We start from the raw sequence: 23025 nt of genomic DNA, 5'->3' as shown, positions 1-23025 counted from the left end.
TTTTTCAATAGATTCGCTAAAGAGAGAGGGAACTCCTTTAATATAAAAAGCTAGTTATGTTTTCGGACATAACTAGCTTTCTTTATCCTAATACAGTGATTTTACATAACCAGCATTAATCTAATGCTGAGGTTGATACGGCACTATTAATCATGATGATCTATATCTTGAATCTTTGCTTATCGCACTTGTATCATGAGAGAAGAGATGGGTGTCCCCCACAATTAAAATTAAATCGCGAAATCAGACCCATTTTTTTCATATTTCCCTAATGACAAACCAGCGCAACGACCTGTCCCATCAATTCAGTAGCTGTCATAATTTTCTCACCGCCACCTTGTGCTAGTGCTTTGTTGCCTCCACCCTTACCATTAATGAGAGGAAGGAGTTGTTTGATTAATTGATTCATATCGTTCTCGATGTCGTCAGTTTTAGCTAATACCATTTGTAGCTTGTCTTCCTGTTCGTTAATAAAGAGCATAATTGTGTTATCCGCCATTGCTTGAATCGTTCGTGCCATTTGCTGTAGTTCTGAGATTGTACCATTCTTAATAATAGCTTTAATGACCTTTTTATTATTAAGTGCTTCAGCATTGAGCATATATTTTTCTGCTTTGTATTCGATAAGTTCTGTTCTTAAATCTTCAACAGTTTTTTCGAGACTTTTTGTATGCTGCAATACGCGGTTTGCTGCTTCTGCAAGTTGCTGTTGTGGAGCATTTAATTTCGTTGTTAAGCTTTGAATGACCTGATGCTTTTCATCAAGTTGCTTAAGGACTCGGTTACCACACACGAATTGTAGGCGGATATGTCCTTTTTGTTTTTCAAAGCCAAGAATTTTTATCATTGCTACTTGCCCGGTAGAGCTTGGATGTGTTCCGCCACAGCCATTGTAATCAACATTTTCGATGATGACGAGGCGAATGTTTTCAGATACAGATAATTTTTTTCGTAATCGATAGTTCGCAAGGTCCTCGTTAGATACCCACTTTGCCTCAATAGGGAGATTCTTTGCAATGATATCGTTTGCCAGTTGCTCAACTGTATGTATTTCATCTTCAGTGAGCTTATCTACATGTAAGTCTATCGTACATAGCTCTTTCCCTAAATGAAAACTAATTGTTTGATAGCCAAAGTTGTCCTCAAAAACCGCTGATAAAATATGCTGACCAGCGTGCTGCTGCATATGATCAAAGCGGCGGCTCCACTCAATTTCTCCATCGCATTCAGCCCCGACCTCAATTGGAGATTTTACAAAGTGCCGGATTTCTTTATCCACCTCTTCAACATCGTAAACGATTACCCCATTTAATGTGCCAATATCATGTGGTTGCCCGCCCCCGGTTGGGTAAAAGGCCGTTTCAGCTAACGTTACATAGTTCCTCCCTTGCTCATCCTTATCCTGCTTTAGAACCTCTGTCGTAAAAGCCCTAACATATTGGTCTTCATAAAATAGTTTTCTTGTTTCCAAATTCATCACAAACCTTTATCAATTTTGGTTATAGTATAACGTATTGATTGGTAACTTACACTTTGCATAGGTTATGATAATGAAAAGGAGTTGAATGAAATGAAAATAGCAGTCGTCCAAATGCATGTTGGAGAAGACAAGCTTAAAAATATTGCACATGCGAAATCCTTTATTGAAAGAGCAGCAGCAAAAGCCGTTGATTTAGTAGTCCTTCCTGAGATGTTTTGCTGTCCTTACGAAACAAAAAACTTCCCAATTTATGCCGAACGAGATGGTGGAGAAAGTTTCACACAGTTAGCTTCTATTGCAAAGGAGTATGCTATTTATCTTGTTGCTGGTTCTATGCCGGAAAAGGATGACGAGGAGAACGTGTACAATACTTCATACGTTTTTAACCGTCACGGTGAGAACATTGCGAAACACCGAAAAATGCATTTATTTGATATTGATGTTGATGGTGGGCAGACGTTTAAAGAATCTGAAACACTAACACCAGGAAATAATGTGACTGTATTCAATACAGAATTCGGAAAAATCGGTCTTTGCATTTGCTATGATTTACGATTCCCAGAATTAGCAAGACTAATGGTTGATGAAGGAGCAGAGATAATTGTCGTCCCGGCTGCCTTTAATATGACGACAGGACCGGCACATTGGGAGATTTTATTCAGAAACAGGGCTTTAGACAATCAAGTTTTCATGATTGGTGCAGCACCAGCAAGAGATAAACAGGCTAGTTATATATCATACGGACACTCACTCGTTGTCTCACCATGGGGAGACATCGTCGAGAAATTAGACGAAAAAGAGAACCTATTAATTGCCAACCTTGACAGGAGCTTGGTTAAAAAGGTAAGAAAAGAACTCCCCCTGTTGGCACATCGGCGAAATGATATTTATACCATATCTAAACAATAAAGCTGTCTAGTACCGGGCAGCTTTTTTACTATACTTTCCTACCGATAATAAAGTAACTTTGACAAAATCAGATATAGTAGAATAGGGAAATATCCACAATTTGTATAGAATGGTAGATTTATAGATTTAACATATATATAATAAAGATAAGTTAATTAAATTTATGAGGTGGAATAATGGCATTAAACTTGAAAGTTCCAAAAATATTATCAATTATCTCTAGTGTATTACTTTTGCTAGGTTTACTACTCGGACTAGTAGTATTTTCTCAAGCAGACAGCCCAGAGGTTAAAGATTTGATTTCCGAATTTTATAGTACAGATCCAACCATTCAAGCAAATTTAGAAGCGGAAGATTTGACCTTTGAGGAATTTCAAACAGGGTTTATATCAACTATGAAAGGGTTTATAAGTATAAGTCTTATCGCAACGGGTATTGCTCTTTTATTAAATGTCATCGGCGTTTTCATCATGAAAAAAGCCCCTCGTGCAGCAGCTGTCATGTTTATTATCATTGGTGTTCTATCAATTTTAACAGTTGTTATACCGGCATTATTAATTACAGCTGGAATCATGATATTCGTCAAACGTTCTAAGCATCTAAACAACGAAAACACGATACAAGCTTAATTTTGAATAGTAGACAATGAGTAACATCATACTGGTCAGACTCTTGTTAAAGGGTCTGGCCCTTTTGTATTTCGTTAGTTCAAAATTGGATTGGATAAGCGAGTACCGTACTTAGAATAAACCACCATGACAACTTAGCAGAGCAAACTCATTTATATGAAACTACTAGCCAAATGTCTAATCTCAAGTATCACTTTCATTTTTCCTCCTAAAAATCTTAACATAAAAAAACGAAGCTATTTTGCAACTGCAATTAGCCTCGCATCTCATAAACGCGGTCAGTTTTCTCTAATTCTTTCACAAATACAAGTTTGCCTTGTTTCACTAGATCTTCTAATATAATACAAACCTGTCCATACGCTTTTGGTTTATTTGTAGAAAATCTCTCTTTAGATAGATACCCTTCTTCTATTAATTGCTCACATATTTCAAGCGCACTATTTTCTCCAACTTTTAAAATGGAGCTAACTTTTGTATGCAATGGAGATTCATTTTTCGGTTTCTTCTCCTCAATTGTGTCTTCCATTAATAAATCATCAAAGGAAATTTGGTCCATGCGTTCACTTCCTGTGTATTTTGCTTTTCACAATTATAACAAACATATATTCGATAGGTAAGGGGGAAATTATTTCATTGTTTTATTCATGCTGGTGATTATGGGCTTATGTTTTCGGTTTTATTGAGGGATGAAGAAGGGTTTTGATGGGAGCGTTTGGATTTTCGTTTCACCATGACGGAAAGTCTAATTTTTATTGGACACGATTAATAGATGCTGTTTCATTATGAAGACTAATTCATCTTTTCTATTGACTCATTTTAGTCCTCATTAACTTCATGAAGACCATTTCTAATTTCTTACTACAGTATTTTGGGCTTCATCACCTTTATGAAGACCATTTCTAATTTCCTACCGCAGTATTTTGGGCTTCATCACCTCTATGAAGACCATTTCTAATTTCCTACCACAGCATTTTGGGCTTCATCACCTTTATGAAGACCATTTCTAATTTCCTACCGCAGTATTTTGGGCTTCATCACCTCTATGAAGAACATTTCTAATTCCCTACCGCAGTATTTTGGGCTTCATCACTTATATGAAGACCATTTCTACTGGTCTATCACCTGCATTTTGGTCCTCATCACCTTTATGAAGACCATTTCTACTGGTCTATCACCTGCATTTTGGTCCTCATCACCTTTATGAAGACCATTTCTAATTTCCTACCGCAGTATTTTGGGCTTCATCACCTCTATGAAGACCATTTCTAATTTCCTACCGCAGTATTTTGGGCTTCATCACCTCTATGAAGACCATTTCTACTGGTCTATCACCTGTATTTTGGTCCTCATCACCTTTATGAAGACCATTTCTACTTGTCTATCACCAGCAACTCGACCTTCATCACCCTCATAAAAACCATCTACTCTCCCACTCCACATCAATGAAACTCCAAAACCATATATACATAATCAAGCACTAAAAAACCACCCAAAGAAAAACCTCTCTTTGGATGGTACTATGCCTCTTAAACAACTAATTTACTTTTAACTCCTCATTTATAAGGTACTGACATATATCAAGTTCTAATTCTAGTATTCCATCGATAACAAGTTCTGCGATGATTTTTGCGCCGTGTTCACCGAAATGGGTGTTGTCGGGTGGTGTGTCGTTATGTTGTTGTTCATACCAGATAAAGAGTTGCTTTGTATTTTCTTCCCCTAAAATTTCATATAAGGTTCTTGATTTTTCGAATAAGTCGATGAGTGGGACGTGTAAGTTAGCTGCAAGTTCCCGCATTGCTTTAGGGTAATCGCCGAGTGAATTGATGAGTTTGCCATTTTCAAAGCTGCGACGATTTACAGGTGTGACGAGAATGGGTGTTGCACCTTTTTCACGTGCTGCTTCAATAAATAGAGTTAGGTACATTTGGTAGGTGCTCCATGGTTCCGTTCCTCTTGATGGGTCTTCTAGCTTTTGGTCGTTGTGTCCAAATTGGATGAATAAGTAATCATTTTTTTGGATCGATTCAATGATGTCGAGGAGGCGACCTTCATTGATAAAGCTTTTTGTGCTGCGTCCGCCCATTGCTTTGTTGATAATTTTGATGTCTTCTTTAAAAAATGTAGGAAGCTGCTGTCCCCAGCCTTGTTGTGTTGTCTGTCTATCCGTGCTAATATTTTCTACCGTTGAATCACCTGCTAAATAAATTGTAGGAATATCATTTTTTCTAATCGTAGGCCAATTTTCATGACCGAAAATGACATCAATCTCATAAGCTGTTGCTTCTTCATCTGTGAGCTGTTTCGCCCAATTGACACGATACCTACTATCTCCGCCTGGGCCCTTACTTTTAAATTCTCCATATAAGGTTGTTTGCTCTGCTCGTTGTTTATCCCAATTGTGCCAGCCTTCTTTTTTTATATGAGGTCCCATCCAGCAGTTGATAAAAATTGTTTTGGCATGATCACGCCAAGGTCTTCCTAAATAGACTGTTTCGGCAGGAGCATTACTAGTTAGACGGCAATCTCTAAATACAAAGCCATAGTTCTCGCCTGCTGGAGTTGAAGCTGCGGTAATATATCCATTTATTTCTTGATTACGGTTGAGGCTGAAAATTTCACAAGCTTCAAAAACAGCTTTTCCGGAACCAAAAATAAAATCGATGTCGCCTTCGATGTAACAACGATGGAAATAGCTTTCTCCAACGATTCGTTCCATGCCGTCACGTGGACCGCCGAATTTATTTCCTTCGATTGGTTTAGGTGGCAATGGTCCTATAAAAAGTGTATCCTGATGCCCGAGGAGTGCACAGTTATCAAATTGTACCTTGTCTGCATCAACGTAAACAGCAACTGCTTGACCAACAATATGACCACTGCCTGCAGCATTTTCAAAGGTGATGTTTTTCGCAGTGAAATGCTCACCTGTTATAAGTACTGTGAATGAGCCAAATGTTCCAAGCTTTTCACCTGATTGGTCTAGTTTTAATGCATAATCGTCATAGGTAACTTTCACCTTTTCTCTTGCAATGCCTTCTAAAGTTACAAATGGTTTATCGATGAGAAGCTTTTCCTTATAAACTCCTTCTTTCACTTGAATTGTGATTTGCTGTTGGTTATCGTTTGGTATTCGGTTTAATGCTTCTTGAATTGTTGTGAAATCGCCACTTCCGTCACTCGCTACAATCATGATTCATCACCCTAAATAGTTTTGTAAAAATGAGCAAACGTCTTTACGCATGCTTGTTGTTTCAATATGGCCACAACCGTAACGTACCATTTGCCAATGTTCTCGGTAACCAAGTTCCTCATAATATGATGTTAAAGCATGGTCGATTTTGTTTAAGCCTTCATAAGGTGTGAGTCGGTCATGATTACCGACAACACTTAAATGAGGGCGTGGAGCAATACATTGTTGAATTTCAGCTGTTTGAAAATATTTAACGAGCTTCGGTACATAGGAATAAAAGCCATGGTGGTCAAGTCCACGAGCACGAATCAATGTTTCTGCATCAACTTGGCCACAGATGTCAATGCAGACTTGAACTCGGTCATCGAGAGCTGCTAGCCACCAGGCCATTAAGCCTCCCATTGACATCCCGACTGTGGCTATTTTTGTCGGTTCAACATCTTCTCTTGTAAGGAGATAGTCGACTGCACGCATGCTGTCATAGACCATCATTCCCCACATAACCTGACCTTTCCAGAGCATTTCTTTAAACATTTCGCTTTCGGCTTTCCCTCGTCGTTCACCAAACCCCCATGCATCGATGCATAAAACGCCATAGCCCATATCGGTTAATTGCTTTGCATAGGATGGCTGCTGAAGGTAATGACTGCTTTTTAAAAGCTCTGTTTTGCCAACATCATATTGACCTCCGTGCGAATGGTTGAAAAGTACAACTGGTCTCTTTCCTTCCCCTTCAATTGGCCGTGCAAAGTAGGCAGGCACTTGCTCGAGACCGTTTAAGTCTAGTAGCAATGTTTCGAGTATAAAAGAATCAATTTGTTGTTCAGCCATTTTTGTAACTGAAATTGGTCTGTTGGCATCTGGTAAGTCACCGAGTAGCTCAAATAGTTTTTCACGACGTTTATTCATAGCGCTCATCTGTTACTCACCCTTTGATACCGTTACATTTTTTAGCTCAATCAGCATATCATCTGTTTTCGCCTGCTTTGCCTTACATTGATGAAATTCGATGTCACGGCCATTTTCGACATAGAAAGCTGGCCCTTGATGATTACTAACGGTAACTTGGCGAAATTCAATGTTTGCAACATTACCACAATAAAAGCCACGCTGCTGCATCGGTTCAAGCTCAGACATCATCGCAGGCATTCCTGGTTTTGCATCTTCTGCCATCGCAACTGAAACTTGACTAAATGTTACATCCTCGACATACTTTTCTGCTAATCCATACAGGAAGCCAGCTGCGGCATGGACTTCTCTTGCTGTTATATTAGAAAAATGGATCCGTCTAAACGATGGTGTTTCTTCTGTAATTGGATAAGGATTTTTATCCCAGACATATTTTTCTTTCCCACGTGGTCCACAAAAATAATATAAGTTTGCGATAAATGGGCAGATGACATTTTTCATGACGATATTATTGACGCGGATATCTTCGACAACACCACCGCGACCACGTCTCGATTTTAAGCGGATGCCCCGGTCTGTTCCTTCAAAGACACAGTTTGAAACCGTGACATTTCGAATATCTCCACTCATTTCACTTCCTAGCACAACACCACCATGGCCATGAATCATCGTACAATTCGTGATCGTAATATTTTCACAAGCGATACGTTCTGCTGTATCCTCTGTTCCAGCTTTTATCGCAATACAATCATCGCCGACATCGATATGACAATCTGAAATCCTTACATTGCGGCATGATTCAGGGTCGATGCCATCTGTATTTGGTGAATCACTTGGGTTGACGATCGTTATATTATGGACGGTTATATCTTCACAGCAAATGGGATTAACCGTCCAGCTTGGTGAGTCTACCATTTTCACACCTGAAATTGTAATATGCTTACACGTATCAAAGCTTACTAGTTTTGGTCTAGGATACTTGTTTTCTTTATTTCTAAATAACTCCCACCAAAACCTGCCTTGCCCATCCAATGTGCCGTAGCCAGTAACTGCGATATTTTCTGCATGCTCAGCATAAATACAAGAAGCATAGACTTCACGTTTGACACCTTCCCAGCGTGACCTGACAACTGGATATTCATTCACATCGTGACAGAAAGCGAGTGTCGCACCCGCTTCTAAATGTAAATGAACATTTGACTGAAGAATAATTGCACCTGTTACGAATCTTCCTGCCGGCACATAAACGGTGCCACCACCATTTGAAACACATGCTTCAATTGCCCGGGTAATTGCCTTTGTATTTATCGTTGCACCATCACCAATTGCGCCGTATTGTTTTATATCATAGTAATAAGAAGTTATTGTAGAAACCATTCTCAAATCCCCTTCCGACTGGCTAATATAGTTCCATCTCTGCTGCGGCTTTAATAAACGCGCCAACACCTTTTAAATCATTTGTAATAATCGGTTCGCTAATGTAATATTCAAACGTTCCATCACGATTATCCGGTCCGCCAAGACCCGCTACTTGGCAAACTTTATTCAAATTAACATAGCCTTCCTTCGTGACTGTAATAAATTCAGTAAGAATGCCTTCGTAAATTCGGTTTGCGACATCCTGCCAATCGTTCGTTAGAAAGCCGAGTCTGACTCCTTTTGCAATCGCATACAAAATCATGCAGGAGGAAGATGCTTCCAAATAATTTCCTTTCTTGTCACCTTTGTCTAATACTTGATACCAGACACCTGTTTCTTTATCTTGAACAGTCATTAACGCTTGCAACGTTTCAAGTAGGTAGGTTTGCAACGTTTGTCTGCCTTCGTGGTTTTCAGGTAAAAGTGGCAACGTATCTACTAATGCCATCGCAAACCAGCCCATTGACCGGCCCCAAAAATTCTCTGATAGTCCTGTGTTCGGATCACACCAAGGCTGAACCTTTTTCTCATCAAAGGCGTGGTATAATAAACCTGTTTGTGGGTCCTTTGTATTTTTTACACAGAGCTTGAATTGCTTAACAATGTCATCAAATTCTTGCTCATCTCCAAATTCCTTCACATATTCAGCATAAAAAGGAGAACCCATATACAATCCATCAAGCCAGATTTGGTAAGGGTATACTTTTTTATGCCAAAACGCCCCCTCACTTGTTCGTGGATGTCTACGCAGCTGTTCGCGTAAAAGGTCCACAGCCTTTTTATATTTTTGCTCACCTGTTTCTTTGTAAAGCGTAAGTAATACTTTCCCGTTATTAATATGGTCAATATTAAATGCTTCCATATGGTATTCGCGAATCAATCCATCTTCCCCTACGAAAGCATCCATATTTTTCTTTATGTAATCAAAGTACTTCTTTTCACCTGTTTGTCGCCAAACATATTCTGTTCCTTTTAATACAACTCCGTAATCGTACGACCATTTATCATTGTACACACCTGTTGATAGCAGCGGTCTCTTTTCAATAACTGAATCGATCATTCGTTGTGCCCAGTTTTGTACTTTTGTTTGCATGTCATGTCCACCTTCCATTTTTTTCACTCCTTTACTGCTTCGGAGAATACATAAAATAATCAAAATCAGCATGTCGCTTTGTCCCTTGTAAATCTTGGACACATATACCGACGAAGTTTCCGGTAAAGCCGTTTCCTTCATCCGATAAATGAGCGATACTAATAGGTTCTGGCAATGTGATAAAATTCCCTTCATCACTAGCATATGAAAAACTAACATTATCTTCGTGTATATCTACTTTTAATTTACAAATCTTTGTTTCAGATAACGATATTCCTAGATTGACATACTCAAACTCTCCCCAAACGCATTTCATCATACTGAGGCATTTCCCTTTTTCCTCATCAAATGTGAGATACATATATACATAGTTATCTGTGTTGTAATATAGAACTAAGCCTGCCATTTGCATAAATGAGTCTGGCTCAAATTCTATCTTCGTTTCAACCTCGCAATTGAAGTGTTGTTGTCGTCTTGCAAATAAATGTTGGTCTGTTAACGAATGAAGGGACTGTCCTCCACGGATTCTTAAGTATCCTGGACGTTCAGACAAGGAATACCACGACTTATTCGCAGGTATACGTAATGTATTCCACGATTTATGCAAGGTTGTTTCATTAAAGTCATCGTATTCATTTTCATCTTCTGGGAATGGTTGTACTGGGAGTTGTGGTGCCTTTACCGTTAACTGTGGTTCATTCCCAGAGACTTCTAAGCGAAGCCACCCATCATCTGTCCATTTTACTCGTTGGAGTGCTGTTTCACGACCTAAGATAGAATATTTTCCTTTAATTGGACGACTGCACAAATGGGCAATAAACCATTCATTTGTCTGTGTACAAACTAGGCTTGCATGACCAGCCTTTTGGAGTATAAGATTTTCATTATGTGCTGATGTTAGCATTGGGTTTTGCGGGTCTACTTCGTATGGCCCTGTAATTGATTTGGAGCGTGCCACAGTCACTGCATGTGTTTTCCCCGTACCTCCCTCTGCTGTGATGAGGTAGTAATAACCATTTTGTTTATAAATATGAGGTGCTTCTGTTTTTCTTAATTCAGTACCATCAAAGATTTTATAGATGGGACCTATTAATCGATTTTCCTGAACTGAATATTCCTGCATGATAATTCCATTTGATTTATTTCTTCCTTCGATACGATAGTCCCAACAAACAGATAATAGCCATTTCCTCCCATCATCATCATGAAAGAGTGAAGGGTCAAAGCTTCCACTGTTTAAGAAGATTGGTTCTGACCATGGACCGGTAATTTGTTTCGCTGTGATGACATATTGGTTTGCATCTTTAAATGGATATTTGCCTCTTTTCATATCTGTGTAGACGAGATAAAACATTCCGTCGTAATAACTGAGGGCTGGTGCCCAGACACTGCATGAATCCGGGTTGCCTGCAAAATTTGTATTGTCTATTAAAATATGCGTGAGAAGTCGCCAATGTTGTAAATCCTTAGAGTGATAGACCGGAACGCCTGGATACCATTCGAAGGTTGATGTGACAATATAATAATCATCCTCAACACGGATGATGCAAGGATCTGGATTAAAGCCCGTTAGGATCGGATTTTGGATCATGTTTTTCATAGACACACTCCTTCACTTTTATAATGTTGTTTGGTAACGTTTACACTTATCTTGATTTTTGACAAACGTTTACAAAACATTTGCGTTGTGCAGATGGTGAGCAAACATGCTAGATATATATTGCTCACCATGAACACACTAAATAAATTTGTTCATTGTCCCTGAACATAATGACTTTCATCAATAAAGATACATTACCTAATACGATTTCATCTACAATCATTATGTTAGGTTCCTTCATTACTTTGTGTCGGTACTGTATTTTCAAAAAAACCGATGAAATGATTATTCCGTTTATCTACTTCAATTCACTATAAGTGATATATTTGAGAAGGTTGCTGTATTATAATGGCTAAGCTTACTTGAATTTTTTGCACCATCTACTGCAAAACCAACATAAATATCTCCTTTCATCTTCAACTCAATCTGCCCCACCTCAGTCCATGTCATCCCATCTACTGATGCATATCCTGAAACGATATCACCTTGTCTAGCGATTTTTAACCAATAAGGAAGGGTAGTTCCTTTAATAGATGGAACCCCGATATCTTCTGGTCGGTCATTTTCACCTGGTGCAACAATTGGTTCTCCACTATGCTTTCGAGTTGAAAAATGTACCGAGTAAGGTGTATCTTGTTTATCTGCCTTAACGACAGAAGTACTAACCATAGCCGTAGGAGCATTTTGTTTCAAGCTTTCTCTGATCATTAAACCTGAAATAGCATTGTTATCCACCTTTGTTATTGAGTCAATTCGTGCGATAAGTTCAACATCACCATCAAATTTTTGATACGCAAAGTGAAAAGAGTCTGCGTTTTTATCAATTCTTCCAGAGCCTTTCACAGCTAGGCCTTCAGTTGTCTTAGAAGTATTTCCTTTTATCGGAGTATTCCCAATATCCTTTGTTTTCCAATCGCCCAATTTGTTTTTCGTATTAACATGTATCGGCATTGACGTTGTTTGTGTTTCATTACCATCTTTATCAATTGCCTTTGCTGTTATATACCATGTCCCATCGGTTGGGTTTTTCCATTCATAGTCAAAATTCCCATTAGAAACTTCACCAATTTTCATATCGTTTCGGTAGTATTCTACTTTGGCAATATTTCGTTTATCGTTCAGTTTGACCTTTAATTTTATCTTAGATCCAGCTTTATATATGTCGTTATACTTTGGTGAATCAAGTATTACTCCGGGATTTTCTGCCCTTTTATTTGAATCAACTAACGAGTTTAAATATAACTCTAAATTCGAGTAGCCTGAAGCAGTGATTTTTTTTCCATCTTCTTTGTCAATTGGATTTAATCCATTCGCTAGCTCCCATTCATTAGGGATACCATCATGGTCACTATCTTTTGGTGCTGGAATTGAGGCTAAATTAGGGTATCCTCCTACTTCCCATTCATTATTAATGAAGCGACCTGTACCATTTTTTACATCGTTTACAATCCGAGCATCAACAGCGTCCCGACGTGGTAGTATAGCTCCTGACTTTTCCAGGACTTCTTGATAAGCTTGTTCAGCAGATTTAATCGTTAATGTATCATGTCCAAGCACGTCATAAGGTGTTTTAGAAAAAACCGTCCCTTCTTTAATGTCCTCTATTCCAAGCGTGTTGTCGTCTGAAATCGCTTGATGTCCATACATATAGTTTCCTTCGATATAAAACCAGCTTGAGCGTCCATTTTGGCCAGGGCTTATCAGTCGGTTCATTACATTTATATGTGTTGCTGGACCAGGCTTATAGTAATTATTGATGACGTTATTTTCTTGGTCATTGCCACCATAGGTAGAATTAAAGCCCCAATTGTAAATAACATTGTTTACCATGTCGGTACTAGACACCGGGTTTAGCTTATTTCCTGTATTACCCAGCGCTGGTAGACGACTTGTGTGGCTGGCAATTAAGTTATTAGCAAATGTTGCATTTTCACCGCCCCAAATCCCTCCATAGCCATGCCGTCCTTTCACATGTCCCGAAATATATAGACTTTCACTTATGATACTCCATTGTAATGTTGTGTTTTCATTACGGTAAAAGGATAGTGTTTCATCGACAGACCAGCTTGTTGAGATATGGTCGATGATTGCATTTTTTATATCACGTCCACCAAATGCATCCGGCTCTGCTTCAATGTTTGTACTTCCTGGACGAAATCTCATGTAACGTATAATGATATTTTCAGAACCGGAGATATCTGTTCCATAACCTGCAACAGCTATCCCGTCTCCCGGAGCTGTTTGACCAGCAATGGTCAGATTTTTTTGCTTTATTTTTAAAGGCTGTCTTAGTTGAATGGTCCCTGACACACGGAAAACAATGGTTCGATTACTTTCGCTAACAGCATCTCTAAATGAACCCTTAATCGGAGTGTCTTCTTTGTCGTAGTCTTCTAATGTTGTAACTTCATATACATCATACCCACGACCGCCACTTGCGTACATTCCACCGCCTTCTGCACCTGGAAAGGCAATGATTCCCTCTTCACCATTTTTCGCTGCAGCTTCATATGGTTGGAAAGTGAGTTCAATAATACCAACTAACAATAAAACGACAATGAATATGTTAGAAAATCGTTTCCACTTCAACATTTTAACCTCCTCATTATTTGCATTAATATAATGAAGAAGGTGACTCAAATATAAACACCAAATTCTATTTGAGTCACCATCCCTAATAACTATTTATTTCTAATAGGTTTCAATGTAATATTGGAATCTTTAACTATTTGTAGCTGTTTAATATTTTCGTTGTTTGTATGATTAATCACTAACCTTCCACACGATACAGACTACCGGCCTCTAATGTTGCCCCTACAGCATTTTTCGATTCTTCGCCAACAACCTTAACAAAGATGCGATTTTCATAGTAGCCTGTCGTTTTTGCAACATCCAGTAATTTCTGTGGCCATTCACCTGCCCAACGATAGCCATCTCTTCTTTCCTGTTCGATTTCAAGGATATTGTGCTTGATAATCCCGTCTCTTCCAGAGAAAATTGGCTTATTTGTCCCGATTTCATAAAAGCGGTACCATGTGTTGCTTGAGTCATCTTGATGGAAGTAGATACCTGCAGGGTCGGCGGAAACATATTTCATTCCTTCAACCTTTGCATCTTCAAACCAAGTTAATGCACCATTTATCGCCGCTTCGACCTCTGCTGTTTGATTTGGTAAGGCCATTAAATATTGGACGATTCCGACAGATTCTGAACCAGAAATTGACGGGTGCTCATAGGAACGTGCTTCCTTCGGTTCGTAAGTAGTCGGGTCATGTTGTGCACACCAAGCCGTTAACTCTCCATCAACTTTTATTTGAGATTTAAGAATATAATCTAATCCCGAATCTAATGATTTGCTGATGTCGCTAATAAGTTCATCAGTTGCGATATCTGTATTAAAAGGATATCTCTTCTCAGAAATCATTGTTAATACGTTCATAACACGAACCATGGCATTATCGTTGTACGTTACGTAGTCTGAGTAATTTCCTCTAGCAGGGTAAACTTGTGGCCAGCCACCCGTCTCATATTGCGCCTCAAGAAGGTAATCGACTCCTTTTATGACTGATTCTTTATAGCGGTTATCACCTGTTTCCTTATACATTAGCGCTAAGAATAACAGTTCATTTGTTGTTGCATTATTATCAATTACCCCTAACTCACCGTGATCCGGCGTATACATCTCAGATTTAGGCTCTTTTCCATCCCATGGACGAGTATATTTATCCTCCATGTTTTTATACCAACCACCATGCTCCATTTGCCAAGAAAGAAGTGCATCAGCTTGTTTAATGTCGGCTTCCTTATTTCCTGTGTAGTATGGTGCATTTAAGTATGGAATGTTATGCGGGTCTTCTTTGTTTTCCTTTGTAATCGTCCCATCCTCATTCAGCTTTTCCTTCGTTTTTATAACCGCAACGGTTTGTCTATCTTTATTCACCCGCGTGGTGACTCTCTCAATCGTCAAGTTAGCCTTTAATCCTGGGTTGAGTGTAGCCCAATCATTTGTAGCAGTTTGCAATTCTAAATCAGAGGACTTAAAATTTACTAGCTGACTATTAAACGTCACCTCAATCGTATTTGCATTCGTTACTTTACTAGACAAAATTTGCACAGGTCCATCAATAACAGCATTTCCTCTTGGGACAGCCTTAAAGGTTACCGACTTCGCTTTATTCCCCGCGCGGTCGACTGCTTCAATTTTTACCGTATTCATACCAGGTTTAAGGCTAACATCCGTTTTAAACGTTAAATCCTTGGCAACTGAAATTTCCTTACCATTTACAAGTACTTTTCCTGATTCATTTAACTTCCCAGTTATAGGTAACGGATTAAACCTCGTGTTATAATGATTACCTCTTTTGTCACCCTTCACTTCTTCTAATGTGACAACTGGTGCTTTCGAATCAAGAGTAATGTTTAAAACCTTTATGCCGATAAGTCCGTTTTTATCGGTTGCTTTAATCGTAAATACATTCGCTCCTTCCTCTAAGTTAAGCTTTTTCGTAAAGCTTTTATCCTTTTGAAGGGTCACACTTTTTTCATTAATCGTTATTGTCGCATCCGTGTTCACTTTTCCGGAAATCGTGAAGGTAGATTTGTTTACGAGCGTATCCGTCTGATCGATCGTTACAATCGGTGCGGATGTATTTGTTTCAGGAATGATTGGTGTTCTCGTTGGATCCCAACCGTCATTCCCCTTTAATACATTTTGTACGGTGTAAAGGTTTGCTTCATCTGGTGTTAATTGTACAGACCATGGGTCACGGGCTTTTGGATTTGCTCCGGATCCTGAACTATTGTATTCAGAATATCTAGCTGTTTTTTCATTTGACTCATTACCCCAATTATCCCAGCCGTCAGGTGCAATTGATGAATCCATCTCTGTATTAATAAAGCTTACAGCGGAATAAGGGCGCCACGGTCTGCCGAAGCGGACTCCTTCTGTCCCATCATCAGATGTAATTTTTGAGTTTAAGAAGACATAGCCGAATTCACTATCCTGTGGCGTGCTTGCAGCGGTAAGCATGCTATTGTCTCGTTTACTATGAATTTGACAATCTTCAAAAACAGCTGTAGCAGGGCCAAAGATAAAGTCGACATCTCCTTCAATATAGCAGCCTTTATAATATTGACGTGATTGATGTGTATACAATGTATCTTGATAGCCTAAAAATCTTACATTCTCAAAATATGCTCTGTCACCTTGAACATAAGCTGCAACAGCTTGCCCTGTTCCTTGACCTGAGTCATTTTGAATCGTTATATTTTTAGCAATAAAGTCATTTCCGTAAATAAACATGCTTGAACTTTTTGATGTTCCTAATGGATTACCGTCTGGTCCAGGTGTATTGGCATTATCCTGGTAAACAAGAATCGTCCCTTCCTTACTTTCCCCAACAATACTTACATTTTTTTTCTCCTTTGGTACAGTGAGTTTTTCACGATATTCTCCGTTTTTAACGAAAATCACATGGCGTTTCGTACTATTGTCAGGTATAGCATTTATCGCGTCTTGAACCGTTTTATAGTCTCCACCTTCTTTTGCCACAACGATAACCTTTGCTGGTGTTACGGCTACCGGTTCTGAATGGACACTTTCACCGTTTTCATTTATAGCTGTAATGATATAATCATATGTTTCACCATTTACAAGACCGACATCTTGATAGCTAGTTAGTGAGTGGTTTTCTGCAATCACCTGGTATTCATTACTCTTATATAGAGCACGTTTAATATTGTATGATTTTGCTCCACCTACAGCTGACCAGGTCAAGGTTGCTTGAGAGTCTCCTGCTTTCGCTTCAATGTTCGTTGGTAATTCAGGTACATCTGTATTGTTTGATGCGATAGCTCTTACTGGATTTGAATGTGCACTTTTCGTTTTGTCGTTTTTAGCACTAATAACGTAATAGTATTCTTGACCATTTGTCACACTTGTATCGGTAAATATAGTATCCTTTAGGTCACTTTTAATTGTTTCATAGGAAATTCCCTTTTTCGTGCTACGTTTAATTTCATAAGATGTAGCATCATTAACTGCATTCCACGTAATCGTAATTTTATTGCTATGACTTTCTTTTAAGCTGCTAGTTGGCGAAGGTAGAGGTGCTGATGGAGTTATTGCAACTTCCTTAGAATTGTTACTTTCCCCACCGATGTTAACTGCTGATATGACATAGTAGTAGTTTTGATTGTTATCTAAGCCTGTATCACGATACTGAGTATCCTCAATTTGTGAGGCAATTAATTCATAAGGTCCTCCTTTAGTTGAAGCTCTCTTTATGTTATAGGTTACTTTTGATGTAGTGTTTTCCTTCTCTAAACCGAGCGCCCATTTGACTGATTCATCGATTAGTTTCCATCCCTCTGCAGTAACAAAGTCTTCTTGGCCCGCAAATAAAAATGTTGAGACTTGACGCGCAGGTACAGGGTCACCATTTACATTTTTAGAACCTTTTTCATAGGCGAAAATTGTTGCCTTTTCCTCATCACCAGCAGCTGTCGCAATAATGATTGCTTCTTCAGATGGCTTTCCAAAGTTCACACTGCCTGGTTTTGTATAAACTGTAATTTTTCCATTTAAGCCTGCCGCAAGTGGATGGCTACTTGTTTTAATATTTATTGCAGTCTGGTTTTCATAGCTTCCAAATGTACCGGAATTAGCAGAACTAAGCTGTACATCATCTAAAGCAAACGGCTCAGCATAGACGACCGGTACTTGTGAGTTCATGAACTTTTTCCCGATGTAGCCGGAGCCTGAAGATTCACCGACAAATACTAAGTCATAGCCATTGACATCATCTGATTTCACATCATTATCTTTTATAAATGTTACTGTGAATCCTTGCGCTTCTAAATGTTTGATTGTTTTTTCATCTGCTGGAATTCCCGTGCCGACAAATAAAATTTTCTTACTTTCACCGAATTTGTCCCATTTTAAATCAACTTGGCTGTTTCTAGCACTTGCTGTTAAACCGGTTGGGGTACTAGGTGGATTCGGTATTTCTGTTGGTGTAACAGCAATTTGGTTAGAAGGCTGACTTTCGCCAACAGCGTTTACTGCTGTTACAACATAATAATACGTTGTGTCGTTTTGTAGTTGTTTATCAACATAGCGAGTTTCTGTGATGTTTGAAGCTATCGTTTCATAAGGTCCGCCATCACTTGAACTTCGTTTAACTGTATACGATGCTGCACCTTTGGCAGCTTTCCAATTTAGTTCAACGGTTTGATTACCAAACGTGGCTGTTAAAGCTTTAGGTGAATCGGTCGGTTCTACGTATACTTGGACATTGTCCCAGTATATATCACCAACTGAAGTTCCAGCCGTTTGTGCTTCGAGACTATCGATTTGGTCCACGTTTTCATAGAATGGTATGTTTCCAATATAATTTTCATTAACATATACTTCTGCTGAATCACCTAGTGTATCGACTAATAGTTTTATATGTGTCCATACATTTCCTTCGAGTGGTACACCTTGTTCATTGAACGATTTAAATGTTCCATCACTGCCTCGATAGCCTAAATTGCGGCCAGATACTTCAAGGATGACGGCTGTTTTGCCATTTTGTTTATCTTCAATTCGCAGTGGGTATGAATTCCCAACTACCTTTGGCTCCATGATGTCGAGTTCTACGACAACACTACCCTCTTGGCGGTCAAATGATTTTGTTACGATGGTGCGGGCCCTTTTTGAGGAAGCGCTATCATTATCGAAGATGCGAAGTCCGTTTTTAGAGCTGTTGCCCTCGGAATCGTTTGGAATTTCACTCACATATACTGCGCTCGTTTCCTCTGTTACTCCTTCTTCAGAGGCACTATGTGTATATCCATCAGGTAACTCTCCTATTTTTTCGTTTTCGAAATCATCGTTAACCAAATAGTTGACCGCTACTTGTTGTTCAGGTTGGGCTACACCGGCAACTGCTTGTAGTGCTGGAAATAATAGAATAAGACATAAAAAGGCATTAACTAATTTTTTCATTTCATTCCTCCTCGAGCGATTGTGTTCAAATCTTAAATTTTGGGGAACAATGATGTCTATTAGCTTGTCTCTTGTTTATAAAAAATTTGGAAGCAGAAGAACCGTCCCCCTGCTTCCTTGCTTCCTATTTGGCTGCTTTGTAGGCTTCTTCGTATTCTTTTGCCATGTCGTCGCCGCCGGATTTTTTCCATTTGTCGACTTCTTTTTGGAAGCCGGCTTCATCGATTTCACCCATGATAAATTTAAAGGTAGCGTCGATGATGATTTTTTCGAGTTCAGTACCTCTTTCATTTGCTGTTTGTGAGTCTAGTGGTACTGTCGGGTCTAATACTGCAAACTTATCATTCTCACGGATTAATTCATTTGCAAGCTGCTTTTTCGGGTCAGCATCAACAAGTTCATGAGTTACTTCACTTGGTCTAGAGCTTGATAACGGTTGAACATCCTTTTGCCATTGCGCATCGTCAAGGATATTAAATTCGCCATTTTCACCTAATTCATAGTGTGTCCCTTCAATACCACCAGTCATCAGCATATAGACTTCTTTATCAATTAAATTGTCGATAAATTGAAGGATTCTTTTTAGCTCTGCTTCATCTTTTACTTCTGATTTCGGGAAAGCTAATAATCCTCCAACACCACTATTTTCAGACCAAATGCGATGTTCACCGTCAGGTCCGGCAATTTTGTTTATTGGAATGAGTTCCATTTGATCCTGAACACCTTCAGCCATTACCTTTAAGTTTTTAATGTCTACCATACCTGTATAAATACCTGCTTTACCTTGAGCAAATTTCTCTTGTTGGTCAGATTTTGCTGTTACTGCAAAGTCTTTCGCTAAATAGCCATTTTCATATAATTTTCGAGAATACTTCATTGTCTCGAGGTATGCTTCTGTTTCAAACTCAGGAGTGAATTTACCATTTTCATCTACTGCCCAGCCATTCGGTGCACCATGATAAGAACTTAACGTTTTAAAACTTCCGTATCTTAGTTCGCTTCTGTCAATAAATCCTGTTGTATCATCTTTACCATTTCCATCAGGGTCATCTTCTGTAAATGCTCTTGCAACCTCATATAGCTCTTCCAAATTTGTAGGTGGCTCTAAGCCTAAGTTGTCAAGCCAATCTTTACGTAAAATAAGTCCAGAACGTCCTAAGTTCTTTTGGAACGGTACACCATATAAACTTCCATCAATTGATGCAGCTGTACGAACCTCTTCAGGTATTTGCTTTAAATTTTCATATTCATCTAAGTACTTACTAACATCCCAAAACATGCCGGATTTTAACGATTGTCGGACAGATGAATTTCTCAGCATTGTTAAAGAGACAATATCAGATAGTTCACCGGACGCTAATGCCGCTGTTATTCTCTCCTCTTTAGAAGCATCAGGCACCCAGTTAAACTTAATTGTTGTATTTGTCGCTTCCTCAATTTTATCTAGTACTACATCTGTTGGTGGAGAAGGCGTGTGTAGCATTGCAGTCCAGCTCACTTCAAGATGTGAGTTTGGGTCATATGTTCCAGAAGATGATTCATTTGATGAATTATTACTTTTCTCCGAACATGCAGCTAGTAATAGCTGTGAAGAAACAAGTAAGGACACAGCAATAACCTTTGGAAATTTACTTTTCTTTTTCAATACTTCCATCCCCTTTTAATATCATAATTTATCATTAAAAACATACCCCTATAAAAAACTCACCTCCTTTAAGTGTAACTCTTCTCTTCTATTCTAGCTTTCTTTTAACTGTGCCTGCATTTCAATTCTCATGAAAACCTGATGGGTTAACCACATAATTGTATAACTAGCTAGACTTATCCCAAAGAACATGAGAGATCCAGGATACATAAGTAAAACAATATAAATAGCTGCAACTGCTAGTAGTAATACTAAGGTGTATTGAAGATAGCTCAAGGCAAACAAAACAGAACACTTTAACTTTAACGTTGTACGTTCCCATTCATAGTGGACCATGATTGGGAATATAAAACAAAGTGAAATCACATAAAGAAAACTAATGATAAATAACAATACTCTTAATCCAAATGACTGGACATAAAGTAAATCAGTATAGAGGATTATCCCAACAACTAGATAGAATACACCGATTAATGATGACTCAATAATATTGGTGCGATACGCCTGCCAAAATGTTGAAAAAATAGGAATTTCCATATTTCCTCTAACCCATTGTCTTTGTACTGTATACATCGCATACGTTGCTGGACCGACTCCAAAGAATATCAGCCCAAGCATTGTAAAAACACACCATAACAAATGAAGATATACTAACTGTAAAATCCTTACACATAGGTCATTCAGTCGTTCTGCCACTCTCTCCACGATAATCACTTACCTTCCGTTGTTAACGTGAACATATTTTCTAGTTGTTCTATTCGTTTAATATAATCCATCTTCTCCAAATTTCTTAGCTAGCTTATTGGCACCGATAACAAGAATTAAACCAACAGCTCCTTTAAATAAACCAACAGCTGTACTGTAACTCAACTGACCATTTCTCAAACCTGCTGTATACACATACGTATCAAATATTTCCATCGCTTCACGATTTAATGAGTTTAATAATAAGTAAACATGTTCAAATCCCAAATCTAATGTTTGACCAATCTTTAAGATTAATAAAATAATAATAACTGGTCGAATTGCAGGTAAGGTTACATGCCAAATTTGACGAAGACGGTTCGCACCATCCATTTTGGCAGCTTCATATAATTGCGGGTCAACAGCTGTTACAGCCGCTAAATAGATGATTGTTGACCATCCCATTTCCTTCCAAATGATTTGGAGAATGTATATCGCCCTTGTCCATGCTCCATCTGTTAAGAAATCAACCTTTTCTCCACCCAGCTTGGCAACTAACTCATTAATTACCCCACCGTCTACTGTTAAAAAGACATAACTAATTGAAACAATAATAACCCAAGACATAAAGTGAGGAATGTAAATCATTGTTTGAACTGTCTTTTTAAATAACTTTCCTCTTACTTCGTTAAGCATCAAAGCAAGAATTATTGGTATCGGGAAGAAAATAAAAATATTTAATGCAAATAAAAATAATGTGTTCGAAAGTAACATAAAAAAGGTTGGCTCTGTAAATAGACGAATAAAATGTTTGAATGCTACCCACTCACTACCGAGCACCCCTAAAAACGGCTGATAATCTTGGAATGCAATTACCAAGCCTCCCATTGGGACATACTTAAATAAAATAAAGTAGAGGAGACCTGGAAGAATCATAAAATATAAATATTTATTTCTACCAATACTCGCAATATTTTTTCTCCTTAACTCCCTTTTTATTTCCTTCTTGTCTAATATCGTTGGTACGTTTTGCTGATTCACTGGAGTAATTGTTTCTTTCAAATTGTAAAACCTCCTTTTGTGATACCTAGTTAGAAAATGATTTTGTTCCATGCATGTTCAAGAGGATAACCCCTTCTTCCCATTTTCGCTTGTTCATTTATTGCTTACTAATTACATTTCAAATGTAAGCGATTATCTTATATAACGTCTACAATCATCTATTCAGACACAGCTTAAAATAGCTCCAGAAAGCGTTTACACAACTAAATCTAAGTTAATGATTACGCTTACAGCAAAATGATTATATCGTGTTTAGTGCTCTCCTTTTCTAGCGTGCCCACTTATCATTATCCCTTTCTGCGGACGAGACTGTTCATGATGAAATGATTATAGACGTACCATTTTCCCCATTGTTATAGTTGAGGAAACATAGCAAATATCTTTATAAAAGGTTCTGTTAACGAAGTTTGCAAAT

At 38.4% G+C, this 23025-nt stretch carries 15 protein-coding genes and 1 pseudogene; 2 read left to right on the top strand and 14 right to left on the bottom strand.

From position 1 onward, the window contains the following. Window positions 1-268: 268 nt before the first annotated feature. Complete coding sequence (locus J2S19_RS15500) at window positions 269-1477, bottom strand: alanyl-tRNA editing protein (protein ID WP_307343971.1); 1209 nt, start codon at window positions 1475-1477, stop codon at window positions 269-271. A 93-nt stretch (window positions 1478-1570) separates the two neighbouring features. Here J2S19_RS15500 and J2S19_RS15495 point away from each other — a divergent pair, with 93 nt between their 5' ends. Both J2S19_RS15495 and J2S19_RS15490 read left to right on the top strand, forming a co-directional pair. After that, window positions 1571-2389 (top strand): carbon-nitrogen hydrolase family protein, encoded by an 819-nt coding sequence (locus J2S19_RS15495; RefSeq protein ID WP_307343968.1) that lies wholly within the window; start codon window positions 1571-1573, stop codon window positions 2387-2389. Between the two features lie 176 nt (window positions 2390-2565). Further along, window positions 2566-3018: a DUF4064 domain-containing protein gene (locus J2S19_RS15490; RefSeq protein ID WP_307343965.1), complete on the top strand. Its 453-nt coding sequence runs from the start codon at window positions 2566-2568 to the stop codon at window positions 3016-3018. A 253-nt stretch (window positions 3019-3271) separates the two neighbouring features. On the opposite strand, the gene J2S19_RS15485 is transcribed toward J2S19_RS15490, so the two are convergent. From J2S19_RS15485 to J2S19_RS15430, 13 genes and pseudogenes are all read right to left on the bottom strand, one after another. Further along, window positions 3272-3574 (bottom strand): DUF3895 domain-containing protein, encoded by a 303-nt coding sequence (locus J2S19_RS15485; protein ID WP_307343962.1) that lies wholly within the window; start codon window positions 3572-3574, stop codon window positions 3272-3274. Window positions 3575-4335: 761 nt separating this feature from the next. Next, window positions 4336-4458 (bottom strand): hypothetical protein, encoded by a 123-nt coding sequence (locus J2S19_RS15480; protein ID WP_307343959.1) that lies wholly within the window; start codon window positions 4456-4458, stop codon window positions 4336-4338. Window positions 4459-4552: 94 nt separating this feature from the next. After that, window positions 4553-5236: a rhamnogalacturonan acetylesterase gene (locus J2S19_RS23735; RefSeq protein WP_370875159.1), complete on the bottom strand. Its 684-nt coding sequence runs from the start codon at window positions 5234-5236 to the stop codon at window positions 4553-4555. Window positions 5237-5299: 63 nt separating this feature from the next. Further along, a pseudogene (locus J2S19_RS23730) lies at window positions 5300-6208 on the bottom strand (pectinesterase family protein); the annotation flags it as partial. Window positions 6209-6214: 6 nt separating this feature from the next. Continuing rightward, entirely contained in the window at window positions 6215-7117 is a 903-nt protein-coding gene (locus J2S19_RS15470; protein WP_370875158.1) for a dienelactone hydrolase family protein, read from the bottom strand. Window positions 7118-7129: 12 nt separating this feature from the next. Further along, window positions 7130-8494, bottom strand: coding sequence for a glycoside hydrolase family 28 protein (locus J2S19_RS15465; protein WP_307343952.1), 1365 nt, complete (start codon window positions 8492-8494; stop codon window positions 7130-7132). A gap of 22 nt (window positions 8495-8516) precedes the next feature. After that, complete coding sequence (locus J2S19_RS15460; protein ID WP_307343949.1) at window positions 8517-9647, bottom strand: glycoside hydrolase family 88/105 protein; 1131 nt, start codon at window positions 9645-9647, stop codon at window positions 8517-8519. A gap of 13 nt (window positions 9648-9660) precedes the next feature. After that, window positions 9661-11229 carry a glycoside hydrolase family 43 protein gene (locus J2S19_RS15455; protein WP_307343945.1) on the bottom strand — a complete coding sequence of 523 codons (1569 nt, stop codon included), beginning with the start codon at window positions 11227-11229 and terminating at the stop codon, window positions 9661-9663. Between the two features lie 303 nt (window positions 11230-11532). After that, on the bottom strand, window positions 11533-13821 hold the full coding sequence (locus J2S19_RS15450; protein WP_307343941.1) for an Ig-like domain-containing protein: 2289 nt from the start codon (window positions 13819-13821) through the stop codon (window positions 11533-11535). Between the two features lie 178 nt (window positions 13822-13999). Beyond that, window positions 14000-19219: a pectate lyase gene (pelA, locus tag J2S19_RS15445; protein ID WP_307343938.1), complete on the bottom strand. Its 5220-nt coding sequence runs from the start codon at window positions 19217-19219 to the stop codon at window positions 14000-14002. A gap of 124 nt (window positions 19220-19343) precedes the next feature. Then, window positions 19344-20828: an extracellular solute-binding protein gene (locus J2S19_RS15440; RefSeq protein ID WP_370875157.1), complete on the bottom strand. Its 1485-nt coding sequence runs from the start codon at window positions 20826-20828 to the stop codon at window positions 19344-19346. 129 nt (window positions 20829-20957) lie between these two features. Further along, window positions 20958-21560 carry a YesL family protein gene (locus J2S19_RS15435; RefSeq protein WP_307343933.1) on the bottom strand — a complete coding sequence of 201 codons (603 nt, stop codon included), beginning with the start codon at window positions 21558-21560 and terminating at the stop codon, window positions 20958-20960. Window positions 21561-21626: 66 nt separating this feature from the next. Then, complete coding sequence (locus J2S19_RS15430) at window positions 21627-22610, bottom strand: ABC transporter permease (protein WP_307343930.1); 984 nt, start codon at window positions 22608-22610, stop codon at window positions 21627-21629. Window positions 22611-23025 lie beyond the last annotated feature (415 nt).

It is taken from the genome of Metabacillus malikii, assembly GCF_030813355.1.
Taxonomy (GTDB): Bacteria; Bacillota; Bacilli; order Bacillales; family Bacillaceae; genus Metabacillus; species Metabacillus malikii.
Note: the sequence above shows the minus strand (reverse complement) of the source record. Positions and strands in the feature narration are given on the sequence as shown.

Bases quoted from the DNA above. Each gene is read 5' to 3' on its own strand.
- J2S19_RS15460 (WP_307343949.1), bottom strand. From the start codon at position 9,647: ATGGAAGGTGGACATGACATGCAAACAAAAGTACAAAACTGGGCACAA.
- J2S19_RS15480 (WP_307343959.1), bottom strand. From the start codon at position 4,458: ATGTGGAGTGGGAGAGTAGATGGTTTTTATGAGGGTGATGAAGGTCGA.
- J2S19_RS15450 (WP_307343941.1), bottom strand. From the start codon at position 13,821: ATGTTGAAGTGGAAACGATTTTCTAACATATTCATTGTCGTTTTATTG.
- J2S19_RS15485 (WP_307343962.1), bottom strand. From the start codon at position 3,574: ATGGACCAAATTTCCTTTGATGATTTATTAATGGAAGACACAATTGAG.
- pelA (WP_307343938.1), bottom strand. From the start codon at position 19,219: ATGAAAAAATTAGTTAATGCCTTTTTATGTCTTATTCTATTATTTCCA.
- J2S19_RS15500 (WP_307343971.1), bottom strand. From the start codon at position 1,477: ATGAATTTGGAAACAAGAAAACTATTTTATGAAGACCAATATGTTAGG.
- J2S19_RS15470 (WP_370875158.1), bottom strand. From the start codon at position 7,117: ATGAATAAACGTCGTGAAAAACTATTTGAGCTACTCGGTGACTTACCA.
- J2S19_RS15490 (WP_307343965.1), top strand. From the start codon at position 2,566: ATGGCATTAAACTTGAAAGTTCCAAAAATATTATCAATTATCTCTAGT.
- J2S19_RS15455 (WP_307343945.1), bottom strand. From the start codon at position 11,229: ATGAAAAACATGATCCAAAATCCGATCCTAACGGGCTTTAATCCAGAT.
- J2S19_RS15465 (WP_307343952.1), bottom strand. From the start codon at position 8,494: ATGGTTTCTACAATAACTTCTTATTACTATGATATAAAACAATACGGC.
- J2S19_RS15495 (WP_307343968.1), top strand. From the start codon at position 1,571: ATGAAAATAGCAGTCGTCCAAATGCATGTTGGAGAAGACAAGCTTAAA.